This is a genomic window from Cohnella sp. GbtcB17 (assembly GCF_019091135.1).
Taxonomy (GTDB): domain Bacteria; phylum Bacillota; class Bacilli; order Paenibacillales; family Paenibacillaceae; genus Cohnella.
Genome location: NZ_JAGXJW010000022.1, coordinates 40,331 through 64,733 on the forward strand (window position 1 = coordinate 40,331; position 24,403 = coordinate 64,733).

Genomic DNA, 24,403 nt, shown 5'->3' on the forward strand with positions numbered 1-24,403 from the left:
GACATGCGCAAACGCATAATCGTGTCGGACGGGAGCCGCACGACGGAGGCGGAGATTCGGCGCTATACGCGGGATGACTTCAAGGCGCTGATCGAGGTGCAGGCAGAGAGCTTCCCGCCGCCTTACCCGTCCGAATTGTGGTGGAACGAAGCTCAGCTCCACGAACATGTGACGCGCTTCCCCGAGGGCGCGCTTTGCGTCGTCGCAGACGGCAAGATCGCCGGCTCCATGACGGCGCTCAGGCGCACGCTCGCGGACGGCGACGGGCACAGCTGGGCCGAGGTGACGGATGACGGTTACATTCGCAACCACGAGCCGGATGGAGACACGCTTTATGTCGTCGATCTGTGCGTCAGGCCGGCGTACCGTTCGCTCGGTCTCGGCATATGGCTCATTCAGTCGATGCACGAGACGGCCGTTCATCTCGGCTGCCGCCGGCTGCTGAGCGGCGGACGGATGCCCGGTTATCACAAGCAAGCCGACCGTTTGACGCCCGAGCAGTACCTGACGGAAGTGGCGGCTGGACGGCTTCGCGACCCGGTCGTTTCCTTTCTGATCCGCTGCGGACGCATCCCGGTCGGTGTCGCCCGCGGCTACCTCGAAGACGAGGAATCCTGCGGCAACGCGGCACTTATGGAGTGGCGCAATCCGTTTCTCGCCTAGGGATCGGCGTTCGCATCGAATCTAAAACGCCTTCCCGGAACGCCTTCCCGGTAGAAGGCGTTTTTGTCGCTTCCTGGCAGGAGTTGCGCAAAGAGAGCAACAAAATCCGGAAATCCTTCAAGCCGTCCGCGCGCGAAAGAAGCTAAGATAGGTGAAAGCACCGCGGCCGCGAAGCCGCGGGCTCACTATGAATGGACGCGGAGGTTAACGATACATGAACGACGCATTTAAGCCGCCGAAGGGACTTGCCAGCCTGGAGCGCTTCGACCTGCTGCCCCTGCTGCGCGACGGCGTACAGGTGCGCTACGAAGGCAGCATCGACAAGCAAGGCTTCAACGCGGATTGGGACTGGCTGCTGTACAAGGACCGCGACGAATACGTCATTTTTGACGTCGACGGGCCGGGCTGTATTTACAACTTCGTGCAGCATAGGTATCCGGACAGCCCCGAGCCGACATTTCGTTTTTACTTTGACGGCGAATCGGCGCCGCGATTCGAGCTGAAGCATTCCGAATTTGGCACCAAGGCGCCGTTCGTCCAGCCGCTTGCGGACGCCTATCTCGGACCGGAGGAAGGCGGGCGCGGCCCGATCCGCGTCGTACGCAGCTTCGTGCCGATGCCGTACGCAAGGTCGTGCAAAATCACGACGGATATCAGGCTTAAGGGCGCAAACAAAGGCGACGGCGGATGGGGACATGTCGTTTACCATTCGTACGCAGAGGCCGACGAAGAGCTTGCGACGTTTACCGGAAACGAATCTTACGAGCGCGTCCTCGAGCTGTGGTCGCGCGTCGGCGAAGATCCGAAGCCCGACATCCCGTCGGACGCAACCGTTCGGCGCGAGCTCTCGATACCGCCCGGCGGCTCGACCGTCGTTTTCGAGGCGCAGGGGGCCGGCTGTCTCGTCTCGATGCTGGCGGAGACGGCGGGGATCGGTGCAAACGATCTTTGGATCCGCGCGACATGGGACAGGCACGACAAGCCGGACGTGGAAAGTCCGCTCGGCGCCTTCTTCGGCAACGAGCTCGGCTTTAACGCGATCGGCGTACTATCTCACGGCACGCGCGCGGACGGGATCTCGTACAACTATTTCTCGATGCCGTACTGGCGTGGCGCGCTGGTCGAGCTCGTCAACAAAAGCGAAAAAACGGTCCGCGTCCCCAGATGGGAGATCCGCTGCGCGACGGACAAAGCCACGCTTGCGCGTTACCCGGAAGACCGCACGGGATATTTCCGTTCGTCGTCGTACCGCCGATCCGAGGCGACGCTTGGCGAGGACGCCGTCATCGGGCGGATCGAAGGGAGAGGGCATATGGTGGCCGCACAAGTCACGGCGTTTGCCCGCAAGCCCGGTATCGTCAGCTGCGAAGGCGACGTTCGCGTGTACATCGACGGCATCGCCACGCCGCAGATTGAGAGCGACGGCTCGGAGAGCTATGTCTGCTACGGCTGGGGCTTCCCGACGCCGCCGCAGACGAATCCGTCGAGCGGGTATGACGGACTGCCGGACAATCCGTGGTCGATGGTGCGGCTGTGCGCAGGCGACTGCTACCCGTTCCGCGAGGGGCTCGTCTTCGGCATCGAGTCGGGAGATTACAACAACCAGTATTTGCGGCATTCGGGCATCTTGTTCTACTATGGCGTCGATGCGCCCGGCATGCGGATTACCGACTGGCTCGACATCGGCGACCGCGGCTCCGAGGAAGCGCACGGCTACGCGTCTGCCGGAGGACGGGGCAGCTACACGGTCGAGAGCGGATACGAGGACGGCACGCAGCGGCTGCTGAAGGACATGGGCAGGGAAACCGAGGGCTGGAGCGAATTCACGGTCGCAATCGATCCGCGCAACGCGGGCGTCCGGCTGCGGCGCAGATCCGACCAGGTCACGGGTCGTCAGCGGGCGCACGTGTACGTCGACGGCGAACGCGTCGAAGCGCGCAGCTGGTATTTCGCGGACCGCAACCCTTACAAGCGCTGGCTGGAGGACGAATTCGAGATTCCGGCCAAGTACACGGCAGGCAAGACCGACATTACGGTCCGGCTCGTCTTCGAGCAAGAAGGCGAAAACAGAGCCTGGAACGAATTTTATTACTGGATCTATTCGCTCGTATAACGGAACGGTAACGTCCGTGTCGGCCCGCGCATCGCGCGGGCCTGTTTGCCGTTTGCCGCGTAAATCAAGCAAATCGTAAAATCGTTCAACCTCCGGAAGCTTCCTTCGGCTTATGATGATAGCGACCGAACGTCCTTGCCGCACGCCGCGCAACGCTTCCCGCCCGCTTGTTCGGGAGACGCGGATCGGTTATAGTCGAGGTCGTAAGAAGGACAGCCGTTCGAACGGAGGATGCCGCGATGTACAAGGTGATGATCGTCGAGGACGAGATGCTCGTCCGCGTCGGACTGAGGAGCTCCGTCGATTGGAGCAAATACGGCATGGAGGTCGCGGCCGACCTGCCCGACGGCCAGGCGGCTTGGGATTATTATGTCAAGGAGAGGCCCGATATCGTCATTACCGATATCCGGATGCCGCGAATGGACGGCATGGAGCTGATCGGGCGGATCCGCGAGGCCGACAAGGAGACGCGGATCGTCGTGCTCTCCTGTCTCGAAGAGTTCGATCTGGCGCGCCGGGCCATGTCGCTTGGCGTCTCGCATTATATATTGAAGCTCACGATGACCGAGGCGGAGATCGGCGGCGTCCTCGAGGACGTGCGCGGCAGCCTGGACGAGCAGGGCGCGCGCGGCCAGCCTGCCGACAGCAAGCCGCATCCGTCCGACCTGGACCTCGTGAAGGAAAAGATGCTTAAGGATTTTCTGTTCTACAACATATTCAGCGCCGAAGAATTCGAGCGGTTCGTCGTCCGGCACGGGCTGCGCCTCCAGCCGGTCCGGCTGGTCGCCTGCAAGATGGAGCTCGACCGCTTCGCGCGAATCCAGGAGAAGTTCAAGGACGAGCACGGGCATCTGATCAAGATCACGCTGCTCAACGTGCTCGGGGAGATCGCGTCGGCCGCGGGACGCGGCGAAGCGTTCTGCATCGACGACAAGCATTACCTGATCGTGCTGTCGTTCGAGGACGTGCCTTCCGAGCAGTCGATCCTGCAGGAGACCCATGCGATGCTCGGCCGCATCCAGGAGGCGATCTCGACGTACTTCGGGGCGTCGGCTTCCTTTGGCGTGAGCGGCATCCGAAGCGGCTACAAAAACCTGCCGGCGCTGTATGCCGATGCGGGCAAGGCGCTCAAATACAAATTTTTGACCGATACCGGGCAGCTTCACCGCCTCGGCCAGCCGCCGGATTTGTCCGGCGCCCGCACCCGCATCGCACGCCTGCGCGAAGCCGCGCCGCTGCGCGCATTGCTGTCGCCGATCAAGCAAAAGGAATACGAGGCGTATCTCCAGTCGATCGAAGCTTCCTTGACCGAGGACCGGAAGGCGATCGAGGCGCAGCTTTTCCACTTCCTCCAGTGGGTGGGCACGAGCCTGTACGACGACGGGCAAAACGAAAAAACGCTGCTCATGAACGTAACCGGACAGCTCGAGGAGGCCGATACGCTGATCGAGATGCTCGACTGCATATCGGTTTATTTCGCGGAGATCGTCGAGGAGACGCGCAACCGGCTTCATATGAGCAGCGATATTACGAAAGCCATTCAATATATCAAGCAGCATTACAAGGAAAACATCAGCCTGCAGGCCGTCGCCGACCATGTGAACCTCAGCTTCAGTTATTTGAGCTTTCTGTTCAAAAAGGAGCTGCAGATTACGTTTATCGATTACTTGAATCGGTACCGGATTGAGAGGGCGAAGGAACTGATGGCTGCGACGCAGATGAAGTCGTACGATATCGCGGTCGAAGTCGGGTTTTCGCCGGAGTATACGTACTTCAGCAAGGTATTTAAAAAAGTGACGGGCTTAAACCCGAACGAATACCGCAGGCAGCGGACGAACGGCCAGGCGGCCGCAGAATGAAGCTGCCGCACGCCTTTCGCAGCCTGCGTTCGCAGCTCGTGCTGTCGTACATGCTCATCAGCATCGTCGTGCTTTCCGCCGGTACGTACTACGTTTATTCGTTTATGCTGGGCCAGATTCGGGCGCAAAACGAACGGCTGTTGCTGCAGCAGTTCCAGCAGGTCGATCACAACGTACACGGCGTCATCAGCGAAGTGGACCGGCTATCCAATCTGTTCTGGGTCGACGAGCAGATTCAATATTTGCTCCAGACGATTTCGGACAAGGCGAACGTCGATTTTGTGAACTACCAGAACCTGCTGCAAAATCGGATCGAGACGTTTATTTTTAACTACACGTACATTCACTCCATTTACTTGACCGCGGAGCGGCAGGGCGTCGTCGGCGGCAACGCGGTGCAAACGCTTGTGCAGACGGAGGAGGAGTGGGTGCGGCTTTTTTTCGAATCGGACGCCTATCTGAGATCCCAGCGCGATTTTCCCAAGCTCATCGTGCAGGGCAACGTGAAGGAATCGTATTACAATCCTTACAAAACCGGGCCGAACGACGCGACGCTCGTCAGCATGCTGCGCGGCGTGCGCAGCATCTACGAACCGAGGACGAGCGGCACGCTCATCTTCAACATCGACGAGCGGTATCTGGCTTCCGTCTATGCTTCCGATCTGAAGCCCGAAGACGGGGAAATGTATATCGTGGACAAGGACGGCGTCATCGTCTCGAGCAGCAGCAAGGAAAAAATCGGAACGGTCAGCCCGTTCGTGCCGCAGCAAGAAGACGCGCCGGCTTACGGCAGCCGCAACGAAAAAAACGGACGCGTGCAGACGGTCTATTACAAGCTGCAGGACGCCGACTGGTACATCATCAAGGAGGTCCCGCTCAAGCTGTACACGGACCAGATCTACAAGATGCAGCGCGTCGTCGCCCTCTTTTTTATCGTCAGCCTGCTGATCATGTTCGCGCTCTCCTACTTGTGGCTGCGCAAGATCATGAATCCGCTGCAGGTGCTCTCCGGCAAAATGAAGGACATGAGCCGGGGTGAGCTCGGCGTCACCTTCGACCGCGTGCCGGACAACGAGCTCGGAACGGTCATCCGCCGATTCAACGAGATGTCGCTCAGCATCGTGGAGCTCATCGACAAAAACAACAGCATGCAGGAGCAGAAGCGGGAGACGGAGATCGAATCGCTGCAATACCAGATCAACCCGCATTTTCTGTATAACACGCTGAACATGGTGCGCTGGATGGCGAACATGAAGAAGACCGACGATATCGAGCGCAGCATCGTGGCGCTGGGCAATCTGCTGAGGCCCGTGTTCTCGAGCAAGGATCCGATGTGCGAGCTGCGGGACGAGCTGGCGTACTTGACGCATTATATCGGCATCATCAACATGCGGTTCAACGACAGCGTCCTGTTCGACATCGACGTCGACGAGTCGACCGCCTCGTGCCTCGTGCCCCGCTTCATCCTGCAGCCGCTCGTCGAAAATTCGATCGCGTCCGGGCAGCGCGAGGAGGAGCAGGAAATTTTTATATCGATTCACGCCAAGTCGGACGACGGCGAGCTGCGGATCGTCGTCAGCGATTCGGGCACCGGCGTCCCGCCGGATCTGCTCGAGGAACTCAACCGCAGGTTCGAAACGGGCGAAGCGTACGAATCGGCGGGCGGCGGCAGCGGCATCGGACTGCGGAACGTGAACAAGCGGATCCGCCTTTACTTCGGCGATCAATACGGCCTGCGGTTCGTTCCGCGCGACAAGGGCGCGGAGGTCGTCGTCCGCATGCCGTCGCTGCAAGCGGACAAGCGCGACTCAGAACAGCAATAAACGAAGAAAAGAGGCCCCCGTCCTGCGACGGGGGCTTTGACGTGCGGAGGAGGCGACTTGAACGCCGTTTGAAATCGTTCAACCGGCGTGTTCGCAGCGCTGGATGATTTTTCAAGGAGATCGCGAGATCGTTCATTCGAACAAGGTTCAGGAGCGCTTATGTTAGGAAGGACGGGAAGCCGACCGGCGCCCGCGAGTTTGCATCGAGCGGCGGAGGTGATCGGGCGACACGAATTGAAAGCGGTTACCGACCCTACACACCTTGATAAGGAGCGATCCAAAGGATGATGATCAGAAAATCGAGGTTCGGCGCGCTTGGCGCAGCGACGCTATTGCTGTCCGCCCTGCTGCCGGCCGGCGCGGGAACGGAGAGCGGCGTCGCCGCGGCGACGGCGGCGGCCGAGAACGTTACAATCAGCATCGATACGGACAACGTCGTCAACTCAAACTTTCTCGGGGTCGGCGTCAACGTCATGCCGCTCGCGCTTATGCCGAAGTCGGCAAGCTACGGCTACGACGGACCGGAATGGGAGATCGACAAGAAGCGGATCGGCACGATCAAGCCGAAGGTCGCAAGACTGTGGTTCCAGGTCGATTGGGTGGAAAAAGAAAAGGGCGTTTACGACTTCGACAGCGAGGAAATGGAAGCGGTGTATCCGTATTTGGACGCGCTAAAGGCGGCGGGCACCGAGATCGGGCTCAACTTCGGCTGGAAAAACGGCGAGGAAATCCACGATTGGTTCGGCCTGCCGGGCGTCGATCCGTGGACGAGCGCGCCGGCGGACGTGGACGATTTCGCCGAATCGGCTTCGAACACGCTCCAGGAGCTCATCGACGAGCGCGGCTACGACAATATCAAATATTTGACGTTCTACAACGAGCCGAACGGCAGCTGGGACTTCGAAACGGGCGGAGATAAGGCGAATCAGCAGCAGTACTACGCCAACATCGTGACGAAGGTGAGCCAGCGCCTCGCCGCGGACGGCTTGCGGGACCGGATCGGCATCTGGGCGCCGGAGGAGACGAGCGCGACGGACTGGACGACCGCGCTGCATGCGCTGGCGGACGCGCATATCGACGGCTACAGCTTCCATATGTACGGCGCGTCGTACGAAAGTCTGGGCGCCGAGATCGCGGCCCGCAAGGCGGCGGTCGGGCCGAAGAAGCTGCAGATGACGGAGTTCGGCTGGTCCGCCGACGATGCCAGCGGCTGGAACTCGGGCTTTGCCAACTACGTCATCCGCGGCGCGAACGAGGGCCTGCAGTCGGCGCTCGTCTGGCAGCTGAACGGCGTCTGGAGCACCGACCCGCTCGGCGACGTGAACGGCAACTATACGATGTGGGATTCGGTCGTGCAGGGTCTGACGGCGAAGCGGACGTTCTATTCCGCCGGACTGCTGAACCGGTACGTGCCTGCGCATAGCGACGTCGTCGACGTACAGTCGAGCTCGCCGAACGTTCGCGCGACCGCCTTCAAGACGGACGGCGGCGACTACGCGATTGTCGTCGAGAGCAAGGCGGGCGCGCCGAAAGATATTACGTTCGACTTCGGCGACGCTGCGATCGGCAAGACGTTCGTGAAGCACGCATACAGCGACGCGGTAGTAAGAGACGGCAACGCGATTCTTCCGCCGGCTTCCGGCAGCTTCGCGGCGACGGATTCGTTCCGCGACGACGAGATCGGCGCCGACTACAACTTCGCGATTTATACGACCGAGGCGTCGCAGACGCAGGTCGCGCTGACGCCGGTCGAAGCGAAGGTGACGGGCGGCGATACGCTGCAGCTGTCCGCGGAAGTCGTCGACAATGCGGACGGCGTAACCTGGAGCGTCGTCGGGACGGGCAACGGCACGATCGACGCCAATGGCCTGTATACGGCACCGGACGTGGATACGGAACGCCAGGTGGCGATCAAGGCGGTCAGCCAGGCGGATCCGGACGGCTATAACATTGCCAGCATTACGGTGACGCCGAGATCGCTGCCGACGCGCGTCGACGCGCCCGTACTGAGCCTGCCGTACGGCGTATACGATTCGTCGGAGGCGGTGACGATCTCGACGGGCACGCCGGGCGCAGAGATCCGGTATACGCTCGACGGCAGCACGCCGACCGCGTCTTCGCCGCTTTACGAGCGTCCGGTCATTTTGAAGACGTCCACGACGCAGCTGTTCAAGGCCCGCGCCTTCAAAGACGGTCTGGATCCGTCCGGCACGACGTCCGCGTTTTACCGCGTGCTCGACGTCAGCGTCGCGCCGGACGGCTATCAGTTCTGCGCGTACGAAGGCGGCGAGTGTTACTTCGAGGGCGAAGGCATCGTCGCCTACGGCGCAGACGGCCTGTTCAACTACAAGATCGCAACGGACGGATTGGACTGCACGACCGCCGTCTTCGGCGATCCGAACCCGGGCGCGGCCAAGCGCTGCTACTACAGCGCGGACGTGCCGGAGGAGCTGCCGCTGGTCACTTTTTACAATGCAGGCTTTGAAAAGCCGGCGGTCGCGAGCTATCGGAACGGACCGTTCACGAACGGCTGGGTGTTCAGCGACCATACGGGCGTGCACAGCAATACGAGCGCGTTCGCGCCGCCGCCCGCGCCGCAAGGGGCCCAGAGCATGTATCTGAAAACCGACGGCGGCATCGACGGCAGCTTCTACCAGGAGATCAACTTCAAGCCCGGCGAATACCAGGTTTCCTTCAAAGCCGCCAACCGGACAAGCTTCGGCGGGCAGCAGACGTTCGACGTTTATTTCGACGACGAGCAGATCGGCAGCTTCGCGCCTTCTGGCTCCTACACGACGTTCCGCACCGACAGTTTCGAGACGGCGGGCGGCAAGCACACGATCAAGTTCCAGGCCACCTCGCATACGGGCGACAATACCGCCTTTATCGACGCCGTCGAGATCGGCCTGCCGAAGCCGCCGGAGCCGGCCGCATTGCTCAACGCCGGCTTCGAATCGCCTGCGGTCACGGCGACGAGCGGCGTGAAGGCCGGAGCATTTGCGGACGGCTGGTCGTTCAACAACCGCGCCGGCATTCAAAAGAACGGATCGGTATTCGGCGCGAAGGACGCGCCCGAAGGCGTTCAGACCGCGCTGCTTCAGACGAACGGGGGCCTAGCGGGCGAGATCAAGCAGACGGTCGGGTTCCCGGCGGGACGCTACAAGCTGTCCTTCCAGGCTGCGCGCCGCGGCTTCGGGGGCCAGCAGAGCTTTAACGTTTATTACGACAATACGGTGATCGGCTCCTATTCGCCTTCGTCGCAGGACTTCAAGGCGTTCAAGACCGGCGGCTTCACGGTCGCGTCGACCGGCAGCCATACGATCAAGTTCGCCGCGACGACGACGAGCGGGGATAACACGGCGTTTATCGACGACGTGAAGCTGATTCTGATCGAGGAGACAGCGGACCAGACCGCGCTTGCGGACAAGAAAAGCGAGATCGTCTCGGAAAATCTGCAGGCGGCAAGCTTCACGGATGCCAGCTGGGCTGCGCTGCAAAACGCGCTGAACGCAGCGGACGCGGTGCTGGCCGACGCCTATGCGACGCAAGCCGAAACGGATGCGGCCTTATCCGCATTGACGGCGGCGCGCGAGGGGCTCGAAGCGTTCGTGCCTGCGCTCGCGAACGGCGGCTTCGAGTCGCCGGCCGTCACGAGCTACCGCGTCGGACCGATGACGTACGACTGGACGTTTAACGGCCTTTCCGGCGTGCAGACGAACGGCTCCGTATTCGGCGCGCCCGCTGCGCCCGAAAGGGCGCAAACCGCGCTGCTCACCTCCAAAAACGGCTCGCAGGGCGAGCTGTCCCAGACGATCCGGTTTGCGGAGGGCACGTACAAGATCGTCTTCCAGGCGGCGCGCCGGGACTTCGGCGGGCAGGTCGCCTTCGATGTCTATTACGATACGACGCTGCTCGCCTCGTTCTCGCCGTCGAACAAAACCGCCTTCGCAGCGTTCGAAACGCCGATTTTTACCGCCGGCGCCGGCAATCATGCGATCCGTTTCGTGACGACGAATGCGTCCGGCGACAATACGGCGTTTTTGGACGGCGTCGTCGTGCAGCAGGCGGTGCCGCCGTCGGACCGGACGCAGCTGCAAGCCAAGCGCGAGGCGATCGCGGCCGAAGGCTTGAACGAAGCCGCCTACACGGCCGGCAGCTGGTCCGCGTTTCAGACGGCGCTGGCCGAGGCTGACGCCGCGCTCGCCGACGAAGCCGCGACGCAGCAGCGAATCGACGCCGCGCTGTCTGCGCTGACGGCGGCGCGCGCGGGCCTTGCGGCCGAGCCGCAAGCTACGGCGAAGCCGGGCGTGCCGGTGCTGTCCAGCGACAACGGCTACGATACCGGACTGCAAGACGGCGATTACAAAATAACGATGAATTTGTGGTACGGCGAAAACGCGACAGTTTATAAGCTGTACGAAAACGATACACTGATCGATACGCAGCGGCTAGCAAGCGCATCCCCGGCTACGCAAACGGCAGCTACGCAAATATCGGGTCGATCCGACGGTACTTATCGCTACAGAGCCGAGCTCATCAATGCCGATATTGACCGTCGTCGTCAAGGATGCGAAGCCCGGCAAGCCCGTGCTTTCCGCGAACAATTGGGACGGCGACGGAAGCTACGACGTGGCGATGAACTTGTGGTGGGGGACGAACGGCAGCACGTACCGGCTGTATGAAAACGGCGTGCTGATCGATACGAAGTCTTTGACCGCAAACACGCCTTCCGCGCAAGCCGCGACGACCGCGATCGCCGGAAGGGCGCCGGGCAATTATGAATACCGCGCCGTGCTGTCCAACGCGGCCGGCGAGACGGCAAGCGACACGCTGATTGTGCAAGTGACGAAGTAGCGATGGGCCGTCCTGGTCTCCGGCAAGATTGGAGACCAAGACGGCTTTTTTGCTGCCAGCCAAATCCACAAGAGTCTCGCTCCAACCGCGCAAACCTCGCTTGCAGTAAGGTTGCTGCCGGTTGCGCCCGCCGCAGCCGCGCTTTTCTCGCTTACAGCCCAGCCGCGCCGCTCCAACCGCGCAAACCTCGCTTGCAGCCCGGTTGGTGCCGGTTGCACCCGCAGCAGCCGCGCTTTTCTCGCTTACAGCTCAGCCGCGTCGCTCCAAGCGCGCAAACCTCGCTTACAGCCCGGTTGCTGCCGGTTTCGCCCGCCACAGCCGCGCTTTTCTCGCTTACAGCCGGGCAGCGCCGCTCTAGCCGCGCAAACCTCGCTTGCAGCCCGTTTGCTGCTGGTTTCGCCTGCCGCAGCCGCGCTTTTCTCGCTTACAGCCCGGCCGCGTTCGTTCCAACCGCACAAACCTCGCTTACAGCCCGGCCGCGTTCACTCCAACCGCGCAAACCTCGCTTGCAGCCCAGTTGCTATCGGTTGCGCCCGCCGCAGCCGCGCATTTCTCGCTTACAGCTCCGATGCTTCGCTCCAAGCGCGCAAACCTCGCTTGCAGCCCGGTTGCTGCCGGTTTCGTCCGCTGCAGCCGCGCATTTCTCGCTTACAGCCCGGCCGCGCCGCTCCAACCGCGCAAACCTCGCTTGCAGCACGGTTGCTGCCGGTTCCGCCCGCCGCAGCCGCGTTTTTCTCGCTTACAGCTCCGCCGCGCCGCTCCAAACGCGCAAACCTCGCTTGCAGCACGGTTGCTGCCGGTTCCGCCCGCTGTAGGCGCGTTTTTCTCGCTTACAGCTCCGCCGCGCCGCTCCAACCTCGCAAACCTCGCTTGCAGCACGGTTGCTGCCGGTTCCGCCCGCCGCAGCCGCGTTTTTCTCGCTTACAGCTCCGCCGCGCCGCTCCAGCCGCGCTTTTGTTCAACCCGCCACAAAATCGTTCAATGTGCCCGCCTACCCGCCTCTATATATTTCAACGAGATCGAGAGATCCTTCATTCGACCCGGTTCCTAAGCCTCCTATAATGAGAACATCAAGAGAGAGAGAGATTACAGGAGCAAAGGAGAACCGCTATGGAAACTACGACTGCGACCCAGGCCGGCAACAAGCGGCGCTTCAAATCGAGCCACCGGCGAAAGGACGGGTACAAGCTGCTGCTGGCGGCATTGCCGTTCGTCCTTATCGCCTTCGCCTTCAGCTACGTGCCGCTGTTCGGCTGGATTTACGCCTTTTTCGACTATCACCCCGGCATTCCGTTGTCCAAGACGCCGTTCTCAGGACTCGACCGGTTCCGGGAAATGTTCTCCGATCCCCGCATGGGTCCCGTACTCATGAACACGCTGGCGCTGAGCTTCCTGTCGATTCTGACCGCGCCGATCCCGATGCTGTTCGCCATCATGGTGTCGGAGGTGCGCAGCGGCTGGTTCAAACGCCTCGTCCAAACCGTGTCTACGCTGCCGCACTACATCAGCTGGATCATCGTCTACGCGCTCGCATTCAGCATGTTCAGCACGGAAGGGGCGGTCAATACGTTCCTGATGAAACTCGGACTCGGCGGCGCGCCGGTCGACGTGCTCGGCAACTACGAGCGGGTATGGACGGTGCAGACGCTGCTCCTTCTGTGGAAGTCGGTCGGCTGGAGCGCGATCATCTATCTCGCCGCCATCGTCAGCATCGACAGTGAGCAGTACGACGCCGCGAAGGTCGACGGCGCGGGCAGACGGCGCACGATCTGGCACATTACGCTGCCGAGCATCATGCCGACGTTTATCGTGCTGCTGCTGCTGTCCATCAGCAATCTGCTGTCCGCCGGCTTCGAGCAATATCTCGTATTCAGCAACGTCATGGTCGCGGACCGCATCGAAGTGCTCGATCTGTACGTCTATCGGCTCGGTCTCGTCACCGGCGACTATTCGTACTCCACGGCCGTCGGGATGTTCAAGTCGATCATCAGCATCGTGCTGCTGTTCACCGTCAACCTGCTGTCCAAAAAATTCCGCGGCCAAGGCATCGTCTGACCGTTTGACCGGAAAGGAGCTTTCCCATGAATTCGACTACCGCAACCAAGCCGGCAGCCGTCGCTTCGAAGCCGGAGCGGCGCAGGCGGCCGATCGACTACAAGGACCTGACGTTCAACTTTTTCAACTACTTGATCCTCGCGCTGCTCGTGCTTGCCACCATTTATCCGTTTTACTACATCTTCATCTATTCGATCAGTGATTCGATCGAGGCGCAGAAGGGCGTCACCTTCTGGCCGGCGGGCTTCTCGCTTGAAGCCTACCAGACGACGGTGAAGCTGCCCGGCATTATGGACGCCGCCATCGTATCGCTGTCGCGGACGGTCGTCGGCACGCTCATTACCGTTTTCTGCTGCTCGTTCTTCGCTTATCTGATCACGAAGGAAGAGCTGCCGTTCCGCAAAGCGATCTACCGCTTCGTCCTCGTCACGATGTACTTCAACGCCGGCTTCATTCCGTGGTACCTGACGATGAAAACGTACGGCCTGCAAAACAGCTTCCTGCTGTACGTGCTGCCGACGGCGCTGGCGGGCTTTAACGTCATTCTGATCAAGACGTTTATCGAACAGCTGCCGGCTTCCCTCGAGGAATCGGCGAAGATCGACGGCGCGGGCTATTTCAAGATTTACACGAGCATCATTTTCCCGCTGTCGATGCCGATCATCGCGACGATCGCCGTATTCGCCGCCGTCGGGCAATGGAATACATGGTTCGACAACTACTTTCTCGTCGAAAATCCGAAGCTGCAAACGCTTCAGCTCGTGCTGTACAACTTCCTGAACCAATCGAGCAACCTGTCCAATGCGACGACCGAGCAGCTCAACCGCGGCGATCTCGTCCGCACGCTGACGCCGCAGTCGATCCGCATGGCGATCACGATGCTCGTAACACTGCCGATCGTACTCGTATACCCGATGCTACAGCGGTACTTCGTCAAAGGCATCATGATGGGCGCGGTCAAAGGTTGATCCTGAAGCGAGCGCACTCGATTTTCAGCCGACAAGCTTGGATTATCCGGCGATATCGCCGATAATTATAAATCTCGACTATTCATAGGAGGGTTACAATGAGAAAGAAAGCTACCCTTAAGCTGGGAGCCATGATGCTGGCGACGACTTCGCTTCTGCTGTCCGCCTGTTCGGGCGGCAATAACGGCAACAATGCTTCGCCTTCCGCATCTGCTCCGGCAAGCGCCGGCGCAAGCTCGGCCGCGGCAAGCCCGAGCGCATCGAGCGAGGCGTCCAAAGATCTGGTCACGCTCCGCGTGCTGGTCATGGAGCCGGGCACCAAGTGGAACAAGTACAACGAGAGCCCCGTAGCCAAAGCGATCGCCGACAAGATCGGCGTCAAGATCGAATATGTCGAGGCCGACGAAAATAAATTTAACGTCATGCTCGCCAGCGGCGACCTGCCCGATATCGTCCGCTCGGACGTCAACAAATACCAGAAGCAGCTGATCGAAGGCAATCTGGTCGTCCCGATGGACGACCTGCTCGCCGAGCACGGCAAAGACATCACCGCAAACATTCCGACCGTCGTCGAATTCAGCAAGAAAAACTGGAGCAACGGCACGGGCAAGCTGTACTTCCTGCCGCCGCAGGTTCAGGCGAAGTCCGGCGAGTTCGTCCGTCCGATCACGATCGGCCCGACGATTCGCTGGGATTGGTACAAAGAAGTCGGCGCGCCTGAAGTGAAGACGATGGACGACCTGCTGAACGTCGTCGATCAGATCGTGCAGAAGCATCCGAAGACCGACGACGGCAAAAAGGTATACGGCGTCTCGATGTGGCAGGATTGGGGTCTGTGGCCTTATACGATTCCACCGATCATTTTCACCAACATCGCCGGCGTGACGAGCGACCTGACGATGCACGAGACCGGCAGCACCAAGTTCATCAGCACGCTGACCGACGAGACGTCCAACTTCTGGACGGCGATGAAGTTCTACTTCGACGCCAACCAGCGCGGCCTGCTCGACCCCGACAGCCTGACGATGAAAAACAACGACTACATGGCCAAGGCAACCTCCGGCCAAATCGTCGTCGGACCGGCGACCTGGGCGATGGGCGACTTCAACGCGCAGCACACGAACGACGGCAAAGGCTTCATCGTCATCCCGGGCGGCAAGTACGCCTGGACGGGCGAGATTCGCCCGCTCGGCTGGCAGGACAAATCGTACAGCATCTCCAAAAGCTCCAAAAACCCGGAGAAGGCCATGGAATTCCTGAACTATATCTACTCCTACGAAGGCGCAAGAACGATGTACAGCGGCGTCGAAGGCCAGAACTGGAACATGACGGACGGCAAGCCGACGCTGACCGAGGACTCGCTGGCACTCAAGGCGACCGGCGGCATTCCGCTCGAATCGTCGGGCATGTCGCTCGACCTGAACATCATCGGCCTCGGCGGCGACGTCGCCAATCCGCAGGACGGTCAGCCGCTTAACCTGTTCAACACCGAGGAAGCGCTCATTAAGGCGGCGACGCCGCTTGAGAAGGATTTCGCCGAGCACTACGGTGCGCGCTACTCCGGCGAAGTGTTCGGCAAGCTGATTAAGGAAGGCAAGCTCGTCTCCGCCACGACCTGGATGGACAATATGAGCGAGGATCAAGTGCTGAAGGAAAACACGGTGCCGGGCGTTACGCTGACGGACGACTGGAAAAAGAAAGAGGCTTCGCTTAAAGAGCTTGCTACGCGCCAAGCCGCCAAGATCATTCTGGCGAAGGACGAAGCGGCCTATAACAAAGCGAAAGCTGAAGCGCTCGACGCGTTCAAGAAAGCGGGCGCGGACGATTTCACGAAATATTACAACGACGAAGTCCAAAGACTGAGAGCGGAGCACGGCCTGCAATAATGGCTGCCGCGCGCGGCATAGCCGCTTTGACAGGGAGCCGGAGCCGAATAGGCTTCGGCTCCTTGTTCGTTCGAAGAAATTTAACGGATAGGAAGTGCCGCAGCATGACGGAACGATATTTGGACGATCTGCAGGACGAGGCTTACGGCAAATCCTCACTTTACGGAGACGCCGCTTGCGAAACGGAGGCATCCCGGCCAGCGCGCCGGACGATTGCGAGGCTTGTCGACGGCGAAGGAGACGGCTTCGGGTTAGACAATCCGGGGCCGGAGCGCCTGTCGTTGTCGGGCATCTGGCGTTTGCAGGACAGTGAGCCTGCGGATCCGGGCGATCCCGCGCCCAACACCGGCTGGTTCGGACGCAAGGCGAAGGCAAGCCGGGGCATGGCGGAAAAGTGGTACGCGCCGGGCACGGATCGAAGCGCCTGGCGCGAGGTAACGGTACCGACGACGGTGCAGCGCGCGCTCGTCGGGCTTGGCGAGCTCGCCGATCCGTACTGGGACACGAATACGATCGACGAGCTGGAAACGCACGGCGAGCCGAAGGAGACGCCGCTGTGGTTCAGAAGGACGCGCGCGGAGCGCAGCGACTGGTGGTTCGCGCGTTCCTTCGAGGCGCCGGTTAAGTGGCGGGAGCGCCGCCTCTCGCTGCGGTTCGACGGCATCGACTACTCGGGAACCGTGTTCCTGAACGGCGTGTCGCTCGGCCATCACGCGGGCATGTTCGGCGGTCCCGACCTCGACGTGACGCGGCTCGTCGACTTCGACGGCCCCAACGAGCTGGTCGTCCGCATCGATCAGGCGCCGCAGTCGTGGAACGGCCTTCTAAAAGGCAGTCCCGGCTTCGGCTGGCATTACGGGCATCTGATCTCGCTTGGCATCTGGAAGGATGTATGGCTCGCGGCCGAACCCGACATTGCGGTCTCCGACCCGTTTGTCGTCACCCGGTCGCTCGGGCCGGAAGGCGCCGTGCTGGACATCTCGTACAGCGTCGACAGCTCGCTGACCGAGCCTGTCCCGGTTACGGTTGAAGGCGAAATTCGGCTGCAGACGGATGAATCCGAAAAGGCGCATGCCGTTCGTTTTCGAAGCGAGCTTGAAGCGCCGAACGGACGCAGCCGTTATACCGCCCAGGTGACGCTGCGCGAAGCCGCCCTTTGGTGGCCGGCCGGATACGGCGAGCAGCCGCTTTATCGTTTGAAGCTTAGCGTGAAGATCGCCGATTCGGCGGAAACGGACGCTTCCGGGCGCGAGGCGGAGAAGGGCCGCAAGCAAGGAAGTGACGTCCCTGCGCTCACGGTCGCCGGCACGGAGACGACGTTCGGCGTGCGTACGGTTGAGATGCACGCTGCGCCGGGCGCCCGCCCGGAAGCCGATTACCGCTGGCAGTTCGTCGTCAACGGCGTACCGATGTTCATTAAAGGCGCCAACTGGTGCTGGCCGGACCCGATGCTCGAGCAGCGCGAAGCGCTGTACGCGCGGCTGATCGGCCTGGCGCGGCGAGGGCATGTGCAGATGCTGCGCGCCTGGGGCGGCGGCATCGTCGAGGAGGACGTCTTCTATCGGCTGTGCGACGAAGCCGGCATCCTCGTCTACCAGGAGTTCCCGCTGTGCTGGGGACCGATGGACGCGCCGTATACCGACCTTGGCGTCATCGACAGGCAGGTGACGAGATCGGTAAAGCGGCTGCGCAATCATCCGTCGCTCGTCATGTGGGGCGGCGGCAACGAAAACGGCGAGCACGGCGGCGCGGACGAAGCGCTGCACCTGGTCGGCCGCCGCTGCCGCGGGCTCGATCCGTCCCGGCCGTTCCACCGGACCGATCCGTGGGGCGGCAGCGCACACAACTGGAACGTATATCACGGCGGGGAACCGCTCGACGCGGCGACGCTGGCGATGCCGTCCGTTTTTTACGGCGAATACGGCGTGCCGAGCATGCCGGAGCGTTCAAGCTGCGTGCGGTTCGTGCCGGAGGAAGCGCTGGCCGCCTGGCCGCCGACGGAGGACAGCCGCGGCTGGCTAGCGCATTTCCACCAGTTTTCCCTGAAGGACGTCATCAAGGTGATGCGGTACGGCGCATACGGTCCGATTCGGGACTGGGAGACGTATATCGCGTATTCCCAAGCCGCGCAGGGCGAGTCGATCCGCTTTACCGCAGAAATTCAGCGCGCCGGGGCGATGGAGGGGAAGACGGGGTTCTGGTATTACAAATTCACCGACCTGTTCCCCGGACATTCCTGGGGCGTCGTCGATTATTACGGTATCCCCAAGCTGTCCTACTATCAGGCGAAACGGGCGTGCAGCCCGCGCGCCGCGTTCGCGACTTATGAGCGGATCGGAGGCTGGCAGCCGGGCGAGACGTTCGAGGCGGAGCTCCATGCCGCCAACGATACCGGCCATGCGCTGCAGGGCGCTGCGGCGATTGCGACCGTATACGACAGCGAATTAAGCGAACTGTGGAGCGAGCACTCCGAAGTCGAGCTTGAGGCGAACGGCAGGGTTAAGCTGGGGCGGATCGCTTTTGCGCTGCCCGGCGAGGCCGAGCGGGTGACGCCGTTTTTGATGGCGGTGAGGCTTCAGGATCAAGCTGGCGCCGTCATCTCCGATCAGTGGTACGAATTCAATGCGCAGCCGAAAACGACGGACCTGGTCGCGTTCGAGCAGGCGCATCTGCATGACGGCAACGAATATCCCGGGGCGGTCGCGGAGGAGGCGTTTGCGCTGTACGCGGGGCTGCCGGATGCGCCATTGCGCCGTCTGCCGCGGACGTCGTTGGCGCTGTCGGTCGAACGCACGAGAGACGGCGGGAACGTCCGCATTTGCAATACGGGAGCCGTACCCGCGATTCGCGTGACGCTCGGCGGATTTCCACTCGACTGGGACTGCTACCTGTCGGACAACGAGATCGGGCTGCGTCCCGGCGAGGAGCGGACAATTCCGTTTGAAGCGCCGGCCGGGATGGCGCTTGTCGGACTAACTGCGAGCGCGTGGAACGCGCCGGCCGTTCCCGCATGCGATGCGCGCCTTGCGCAAGATCACCTGTCCGCGAACGAACCTAGCCTGGGAGGACACAGCCATGACTAATGAAGCAAGCATAGACGCGTTCGCCAAAGCGAGATGGATCGCCGCCCCCGCCGCCGATCATCTCGATTGGGACGAATATGCGATTGAACTGAGCGTCGTTCTGGAGGCCGGCACGCTGGAGCTATTGTTCGGCGTGCGGTCCGAAGCCCGGTGCAGCGGCTTTGCGCTGGACGCGGATGCCGGCGTCGCAACGCTGTTCGCCATCGCGGACGGGAAACGTCAAGAGCTAGCGCATGCGCAAGCGCCCGAGCTCTCCAATGCGTCGGCTTCCATGAGGATCAGGCTCGAGCGGAATGCGGACGAAGCCGCCTTGCTCATCGACGGACGCACCGTGCTGTCGGCGCGCGAAGCCGGACGCGAGCCCGGTACGATCGGCTTCCGTACCGGCAGCGGAGGGGCCGCCGTCTGCCGGGATCTGCGCGTTTTTGCGCCGGACGGGCGCGCCATGTACGTGAACCGGTTCTACGATCCCGCCGCGATCCAGTTCGGCGGCGGACGCATCGACGGCTCGGGCAGCGGCTTGCGGCTGGACGAGAACGTCCTGGCGATCTGCGAAGCGCCCGTCGCGCCTGACAGTCCGCTGCTGCGCAAGCCATTCGAGCTGCCGTCGCCGGTCGTCCACGCTGAGCTTAGCGTGTATGCCCTCGGCTGGTACGAGGTCACCGTCAACGGCGCCAAGCCCGACGCCCGCGTGCTGACGCCCGCGAACTCCCCGTACGAGCGCAGGCTGCTGTATGACGTTTACGACGTGACGGATTCGTTGAAGCGCGGGGCCAACGCCATCGGCCTCTGGCTCGGCAACGGCTACAATATGAATTATTCGCGCTGGGGCTGGAAGTGGAAGCGAGGCAAAGCGGTCGCCCTGGCGCTGACGGCGACGCTTGAAGACGGCTCGACGGTCGCCGTGACGACGGACGACAGCTGGCTGACCAAGCCGAGTCCGCTGCTGGCGAACGACATCTACGACGGCGAGACGTTCGATGCCCGGCTTGTCGAGCCGGGCTGGGATATGCCTGGTTTCCCGGCCGAAGCGTGGGAACGGGCCGTGCTGGCCGAGCCGCCGGAAGGCGAGCTTGTCCGGAGCGGGCAGCCGCCCGTCCGGCCGTTCGCGCCGATGCAGCCGGTTCGCGTGCTGCGGCGGCAAGCGGACAACGCCGTTTATGACTTCGGGCAAAATATCGCAGGCTGGGCGATCGCGTCGGTTCGCGGCGCGGCCGGCTCCCGGATCGAACTGCGCTACAGCGAGCTCGTCAATGCGGAGGGCGCGATCGACCCGTGGACGAACCGCAACGCCAAAGCGACCGATATTTATATTTTAAGCGGCCGTCCCGAAGGAGAGACGTACGAGTCGCGGTTCACCTATCACGGCTTCCGCTATATCGAAGTTACGGGCGATGCCGATCTGCTGGAGCTGCGCGCGGTGCCGGTGCATGCAGACGTTCCGGAGGCGGGGGAGTTCAGTTGCTCGGACGAGACGCTCGTTCGCGTACAAAGCAATCTGCGCTGGTCCATCCTCAACAACCTGTACAGCATTCCGACCGACTGCTGCCAGCGGGACGAGCGAACGCCCTGCCTCATGGATTCCGCTGTCGTAGAAGAAGCCGCCATTCACAACTTCGGCATGCAGGCGTATTACCGCAAATGGCTCGGCGATATTCGCCACGACAGCGGCAATCCAGACTGGAGCGGAGACAAAGTGACGCTGCCGTGGTATTTGTACCTGTATTACGGCGATCGCAAGACGCTTGAGACGCATTACCCCGACATGTCCGCTTACGTCGATGCGCTCGCGGCAAAATGGCCTTCCGGCATCGTCGAGGAGGGCTTCGGCGACTGGTGCGTGCCCAACGAAGACGGCTGGGAAAACTACTTCAACGAAGTCGCGATCGTGAACTCGTCCTTGTATTGGCGGTTCGCGCGCATTGTGTCCCAGGCGGCGGAGGCAGGCGGCTTTTTGGACGATGCGAAGCGCTTTGCGGCGCTGGCGGACCGGATCGGCGAGGCGTTCGAATCGCGCTTCCATGACGGCAACGGCATTTACGGCAGCGGCTCGCAGACGGCGCAGCTCATGCCGCTGGCGTTCGGCATGGTGCCGGATGCCTTCGTCGGGAAGGCGGTCGACGGATTGTTGGCCGCGATCGAGAAGAAGGGCCGGCGTCTGGATACCGGCATTTACGGCACGCGCTATTTGATGGACGTGCTTGCGGATCACGGCCACATCGATCTGGCGCTTGCGCTGCTGACGCAGCCGGAATATCCCGGCTTCGGCTATCAGATCGCGCAGGGCGCAACGACGCTTTGGGAGCAGTGGAGCGAAAAGGGCGGCATGCATTCGCACGATCACGCGATGTTCGGCGGCGTCGGCGCGTCCTTTTATACGCGGCTTGGCGGCATCGAGCCGCTCTCGCCCGGCTACGGATCGATCCGGATTCGTCCGCGCGTGCCCGCGAGCCTGCAATGGGTACGGACCCGGTTGAGGACGGTGAAAGGCGAGATCGTATCGGAATGGCGCAAGGATGGGGACGCGATCAAGCTTGAAGTCGAGGTTCCGGAAGGTGCGACGGCGATTGTCTTACTGCCGCAGCTCGGGCCTGGCGCGCCTTCGGACGACGAGCGCCGGGTCGGTCCGGGGCGTCATGCTTTTGTCGTCGCGTCTTGGGCCGCAGCGGCAGAATAAACTTTACAAGACGACGGGATTCCTTTACGCTTGATGGCGTGAGCAAGCGATCGCACGGAAGACGGGGATGCATGCCGCCCCGTCTTTCTTTATTTTGAGCCGAGTATGGAGGAGACCGATATGGCGCTGGAATATCGCAAGATCGAATCGATCGAGGACCCGTATTTTACGAAAATGCATGAACTGATGGGGCGCGTATTTCCGCCGGAGGAAGTGCTGGCGTTCGAGCTGTGGCGGGAGCCGCTGCTGGACCCGACGATCCAGGTGTTCGTCGCCGTGCTGGACGGCGAGGTCGTCGGCGCGACGGAGTATCGGTACCGTCCCGAATTCGCCGTAGCGATGACGGACTTCACGATCGTCGGCCGCCCGGGACTTGGCATCGGCCGCTTTTTGCTCGTGCAGCGCGAGGCGCATCTGAAGCGGCTGGAGGCGGAGAGCGGCGTGCCGATGCTCGGCATGTTCGCCGAGATTTACGATCCTGCGCAGCTTGGCGAGTCGGAGGCGGCCGGTCCGGTCGGTCCGATGCATCCCGCCGTCAGGCGCGAGGTGCTGTCGCATCTCGGCTTCAAGCGCCTCGATCTGGCGTACGTGCATCCGTCGTGGGATCACGAGGGCAAGGCCGTCGAAGGCCTCGATCTATGCTTCAAGCCTGCGGACGATGCAGTAGCCAAGCTGCCAGCGTCGCTGGCTGCCGGATTTTTGCGCTGGTATTACGCGGCGCTGCCGAACAAGCCCGAAGCCTGGGAGACGATGGTCGCTCGGCTCGAAGCGCAGGACAGCGTCGAGCTGCTGCCGATCTAAGCTTGGCCGTCGGGTGTTTTGCCCGGAACCAATCGACGGGGGCCCTGCTATTGCGATCACGGTCGCGAGCGGCACTTTCTCGTCTTAGAATCAAGTGCACGTTAACGCGATAGAATCACCGGGGAGTGGGGGGAGTTGCCCGGAAAAACCGTGCAACTCCCGTGGTAGCCGCTACTGGGAGCGGAGTTACACGGAAAAACCGTGCAATCCCGTGGAAAGTGTCACCGGAGAGCGGAGTTACACGGAAAAACCGTGCAGCTCCCATAGAAAGCTTCACCGGAGAGTGGAGTTACACGGAGAAACCGTGCAGCTCCCATAGAAAGCTTCACCGGAGAGCGGAGTTACACGGAGAAACCGTGCAGCTCCCATAGAAAGCTTCACCGGAGAGCGGAGTTACACGGAGAAACCGTGCAATTCCATAGCGATAAGTGCAAAAAGGCGCTAACGCCATCTCCGAGACGCTCCGGACATCGCCGATAAGTGCAAAGAGGCACTAACGTCGCCTTCAAGACGCTCCGAACGGCGCCGATAAGTGCAAAAAGGCGCTAACGGCCCCTCCGAGACGCTCCGGACAGCGCCGATAAGCGCAAAAAGGCACTAAGGCTTTTCCGCACACACGCCGGACAGGGCCGAAAAACCGCAAGGGTCGCTAAGGCCAGCTGTAATGGCACATTCTTTACAAACATATTGCGATAGAATTCAAATTTCTCCATTCCGTTGCAGGATGATGGAGTTTTGCAGGAAAGCATAATACAGCAAGATAGTTCGGGACCAACGGAAGGAAGGGTAGCGCGTTGTCGGCATCTCAACAGGATTTGATCATCAAGGTGCTGGGGAACGGCGATTCCCTGGGTACGCCGCGCGTCTACTGCGAGTGTGCGGTATGCGAGGAAGCGCGCGAAGGCGGGCGGAACGTCAGACGGCGTTCGTCCATTTGGCTGAATACGGGAGGAGAAGCGCCGCTGCTCGTCGATTGCGGGCCGGATTGGCGCCATCAGATGGAGCGGCTCGGCGCGAGACGGGTGGAGCGGGCGCTGCTGACGCACGCGCATGTCGACCATATCGGCGGTCTTGCCGAATGGGCCGACGCCTGTCGCTGGCTGGAAATGACGGCAGAGCTGTACGCGCATGCCGAGGTGCTACAAGACGTCGCCACCCGGTATCCCTGGATTGGAGGACGGCTGCTTCACCGGCCGCTCGAGCAGGCCGGAGCTCTGGCGTACGGCGGATGGGCGATCCGGGCATGGAAGGTGAACCACGGCAAAAACGGCTATTCGTACGCATATCGCTTCGATCATGCAGAGGGCGGATCGTTCGCGTACTGCCCCGATTCGATCGACTTGTCGGACGAGCAGAAGGCGCCGCTGCATGGGCTGTCGCTGCTCATCCTCGGGACGAGTTTTTACGAGGAACCGTATCCGATGGAGACGCGGTCGTTGTACGACGTCAAGGAAGGTCTGCGTTTAACCGAGGAAGTCGGCGCGCCGGCCGTTGTGTTCACGCATATGTCCCACGATATCGACGTCAGACGGGATTACGGATTGCCTGCTTGGGCGCGATTCGCTACCGAAGGGATGGAGCTGCGGGTGTCGGCAACAAAAAGAGGGGTCTAGTCCATGGA

General features: G+C 61.6%; 13 protein-coding genes. All 13 read left to right on the plus strand.

Translation table 11 applies throughout. The features are described 5' to 3' along the window. Positions 1–3 precede the first annotated feature (3 nt). A complete protein-coding gene (locus KVT38_RS14030; RefSeq protein WP_217594353.1) occupies positions 4–663 on the plus strand; it encodes a GNAT family N-acetyltransferase in 660 nt (219 codons plus the stop codon). A 214-nt stretch (positions 664–877) separates the two neighbouring features. Beyond that, on the plus strand, positions 878–2,776 hold the full coding sequence (locus tag KVT38_RS14035) for a DUF2961 domain-containing protein (protein ID WP_217594354.1): 1,899 nt from the start codon (positions 878–880) through the stop codon (positions 2,774–2,776). 239 nt (positions 2,777–3,015) lie between these two features. Beyond that, positions 3,016–4,635 (plus strand): response regulator transcription factor, encoded by a 1,620-nt coding sequence (locus tag KVT38_RS14040; protein ID WP_217594355.1) that lies wholly within the window; start codon positions 3,016–3,018, stop codon positions 4,633–4,635. Next, on the plus strand, positions 4,632–6,458 hold the full coding sequence (locus KVT38_RS14045) for a cache domain-containing sensor histidine kinase (RefSeq protein WP_217594356.1): 1,827 nt from the start codon (positions 4,632–4,634) through the stop codon (positions 6,456–6,458). Before KVT38_RS14040 ends, KVT38_RS14045 begins: the two co-directional genes overlap by 4 nt. A gap of 284 nt (positions 6,459–6,742) precedes the next feature. Next, a complete protein-coding gene (locus KVT38_RS14050; RefSeq protein ID WP_217594357.1) occupies positions 6,743–11,140 on the plus strand; it encodes a chitobiase/beta-hexosaminidase C-terminal domain-containing protein in 4,398 nt (1,465 codons plus the stop codon). Then, positions 11,088–11,312, plus strand: a complete 225-nt coding sequence (locus KVT38_RS35375) for an early set domain-containing protein (RefSeq protein WP_217594358.1) — start codon at positions 11,088–11,090, stop codon at positions 11,310–11,312. The genes KVT38_RS14050 and KVT38_RS35375 overlap by 53 nt, the downstream gene beginning before the upstream one ends. Before the next feature lie 1,110 nt (positions 11,313–12,422). Then, positions 12,423–13,367, plus strand: coding sequence for an ABC transporter permease (locus KVT38_RS14060; RefSeq protein WP_217594359.1), 945 nt, complete (start codon positions 12,423–12,425; stop codon positions 13,365–13,367). 26 nt (positions 13,368–13,393) lie between these two features. Next, a complete protein-coding gene (locus tag KVT38_RS14065; protein ID WP_217594360.1) occupies positions 13,394–14,335 on the plus strand; it encodes a carbohydrate ABC transporter permease in 942 nt (313 codons plus the stop codon). 98 nt (positions 14,336–14,433) lie between these two features. Next, positions 14,434–16,221 (plus strand): extracellular solute-binding protein, encoded by a 1,788-nt coding sequence (locus KVT38_RS14070; protein WP_217594361.1) that lies wholly within the window; start codon positions 14,434–14,436, stop codon positions 16,219–16,221. A gap of 104 nt (positions 16,222–16,325) precedes the next feature. Beyond that, positions 16,326–19,304 carry a glycoside hydrolase family 2 protein gene (locus tag KVT38_RS14075; RefSeq protein WP_217594362.1) on the plus strand — a complete coding sequence of 993 codons (2,979 nt, stop codon included), beginning with the start codon at positions 16,326–16,328 and terminating at the stop codon, positions 19,302–19,304. Continuing rightward, complete coding sequence (locus KVT38_RS14080) at positions 19,297–21,981, plus strand: alpha-L-rhamnosidase (RefSeq protein WP_217594363.1); 2,685 nt, start codon at positions 19,297–19,299, stop codon at positions 21,979–21,981. The genes KVT38_RS14075 and KVT38_RS14080 overlap by 8 nt, the downstream gene beginning before the upstream one ends. Before the next feature lie 126 nt (positions 21,982–22,107). Then, the gene (locus KVT38_RS14085) at positions 22,108–22,782 is read left to right on the plus strand and encodes a GNAT family N-acetyltransferase (RefSeq protein ID WP_217594404.1); all 675 of its coding nucleotides are present in this window, start codon (positions 22,108–22,110) and stop codon (positions 22,780–22,782) included. A 794-nt stretch (positions 22,783–23,576) separates the two neighbouring features. Further along, positions 23,577–24,395 (plus strand): MBL fold metallo-hydrolase, encoded by an 819-nt coding sequence (locus tag KVT38_RS14090; protein ID WP_254639218.1) that lies wholly within the window; start codon positions 23,577–23,579, stop codon positions 24,393–24,395. Positions 24,396–24,403: the final 8 nt, after the last annotated feature.

Bases quoted from the DNA above. Each gene is read 5' to 3' on its own strand.
- KVT38_RS14080 (WP_217594363.1), top strand. From the start codon at position 19,297: ATGACTAATGAAGCAAGCATAGACGCGTTCGCCAAAGCGAGATGGATC.
- KVT38_RS14065 (WP_217594360.1), top strand. From the start codon at position 13,394: ATGAATTCGACTACCGCAACCAAGCCGGCAGCCGTCGCTTCGAAGCCG.
- KVT38_RS14030 (WP_217594353.1), top strand. From the start codon at position 4: ATGCGCAAACGCATAATCGTGTCGGACGGGAGCCGCACGACGGAGGCG.
- KVT38_RS14045 (WP_217594356.1), top strand. From the start codon at position 4,632: ATGAAGCTGCCGCACGCCTTTCGCAGCCTGCGTTCGCAGCTCGTGCTG.
- KVT38_RS14070 (WP_217594361.1), top strand. From the start codon at position 14,434: ATGAGAAAGAAAGCTACCCTTAAGCTGGGAGCCATGATGCTGGCGACG.
- KVT38_RS14035 (WP_217594354.1), top strand. From the start codon at position 878: ATGAACGACGCATTTAAGCCGCCGAAGGGACTTGCCAGCCTGGAGCGC.
- KVT38_RS14040 (WP_217594355.1), top strand. From the start codon at position 3,016: ATGTACAAGGTGATGATCGTCGAGGACGAGATGCTCGTCCGCGTCGGA.
- KVT38_RS14060 (WP_217594359.1), top strand. From the start codon at position 12,423: ATGGAAACTACGACTGCGACCCAGGCCGGCAACAAGCGGCGCTTCAAA.
- KVT38_RS14050 (WP_217594357.1), top strand. From the start codon at position 6,743: ATGATGATCAGAAAATCGAGGTTCGGCGCGCTTGGCGCAGCGACGCTA.
- KVT38_RS14075 (WP_217594362.1), top strand. From the start codon at position 16,326: ATGACGGAACGATATTTGGACGATCTGCAGGACGAGGCTTACGGCAAA.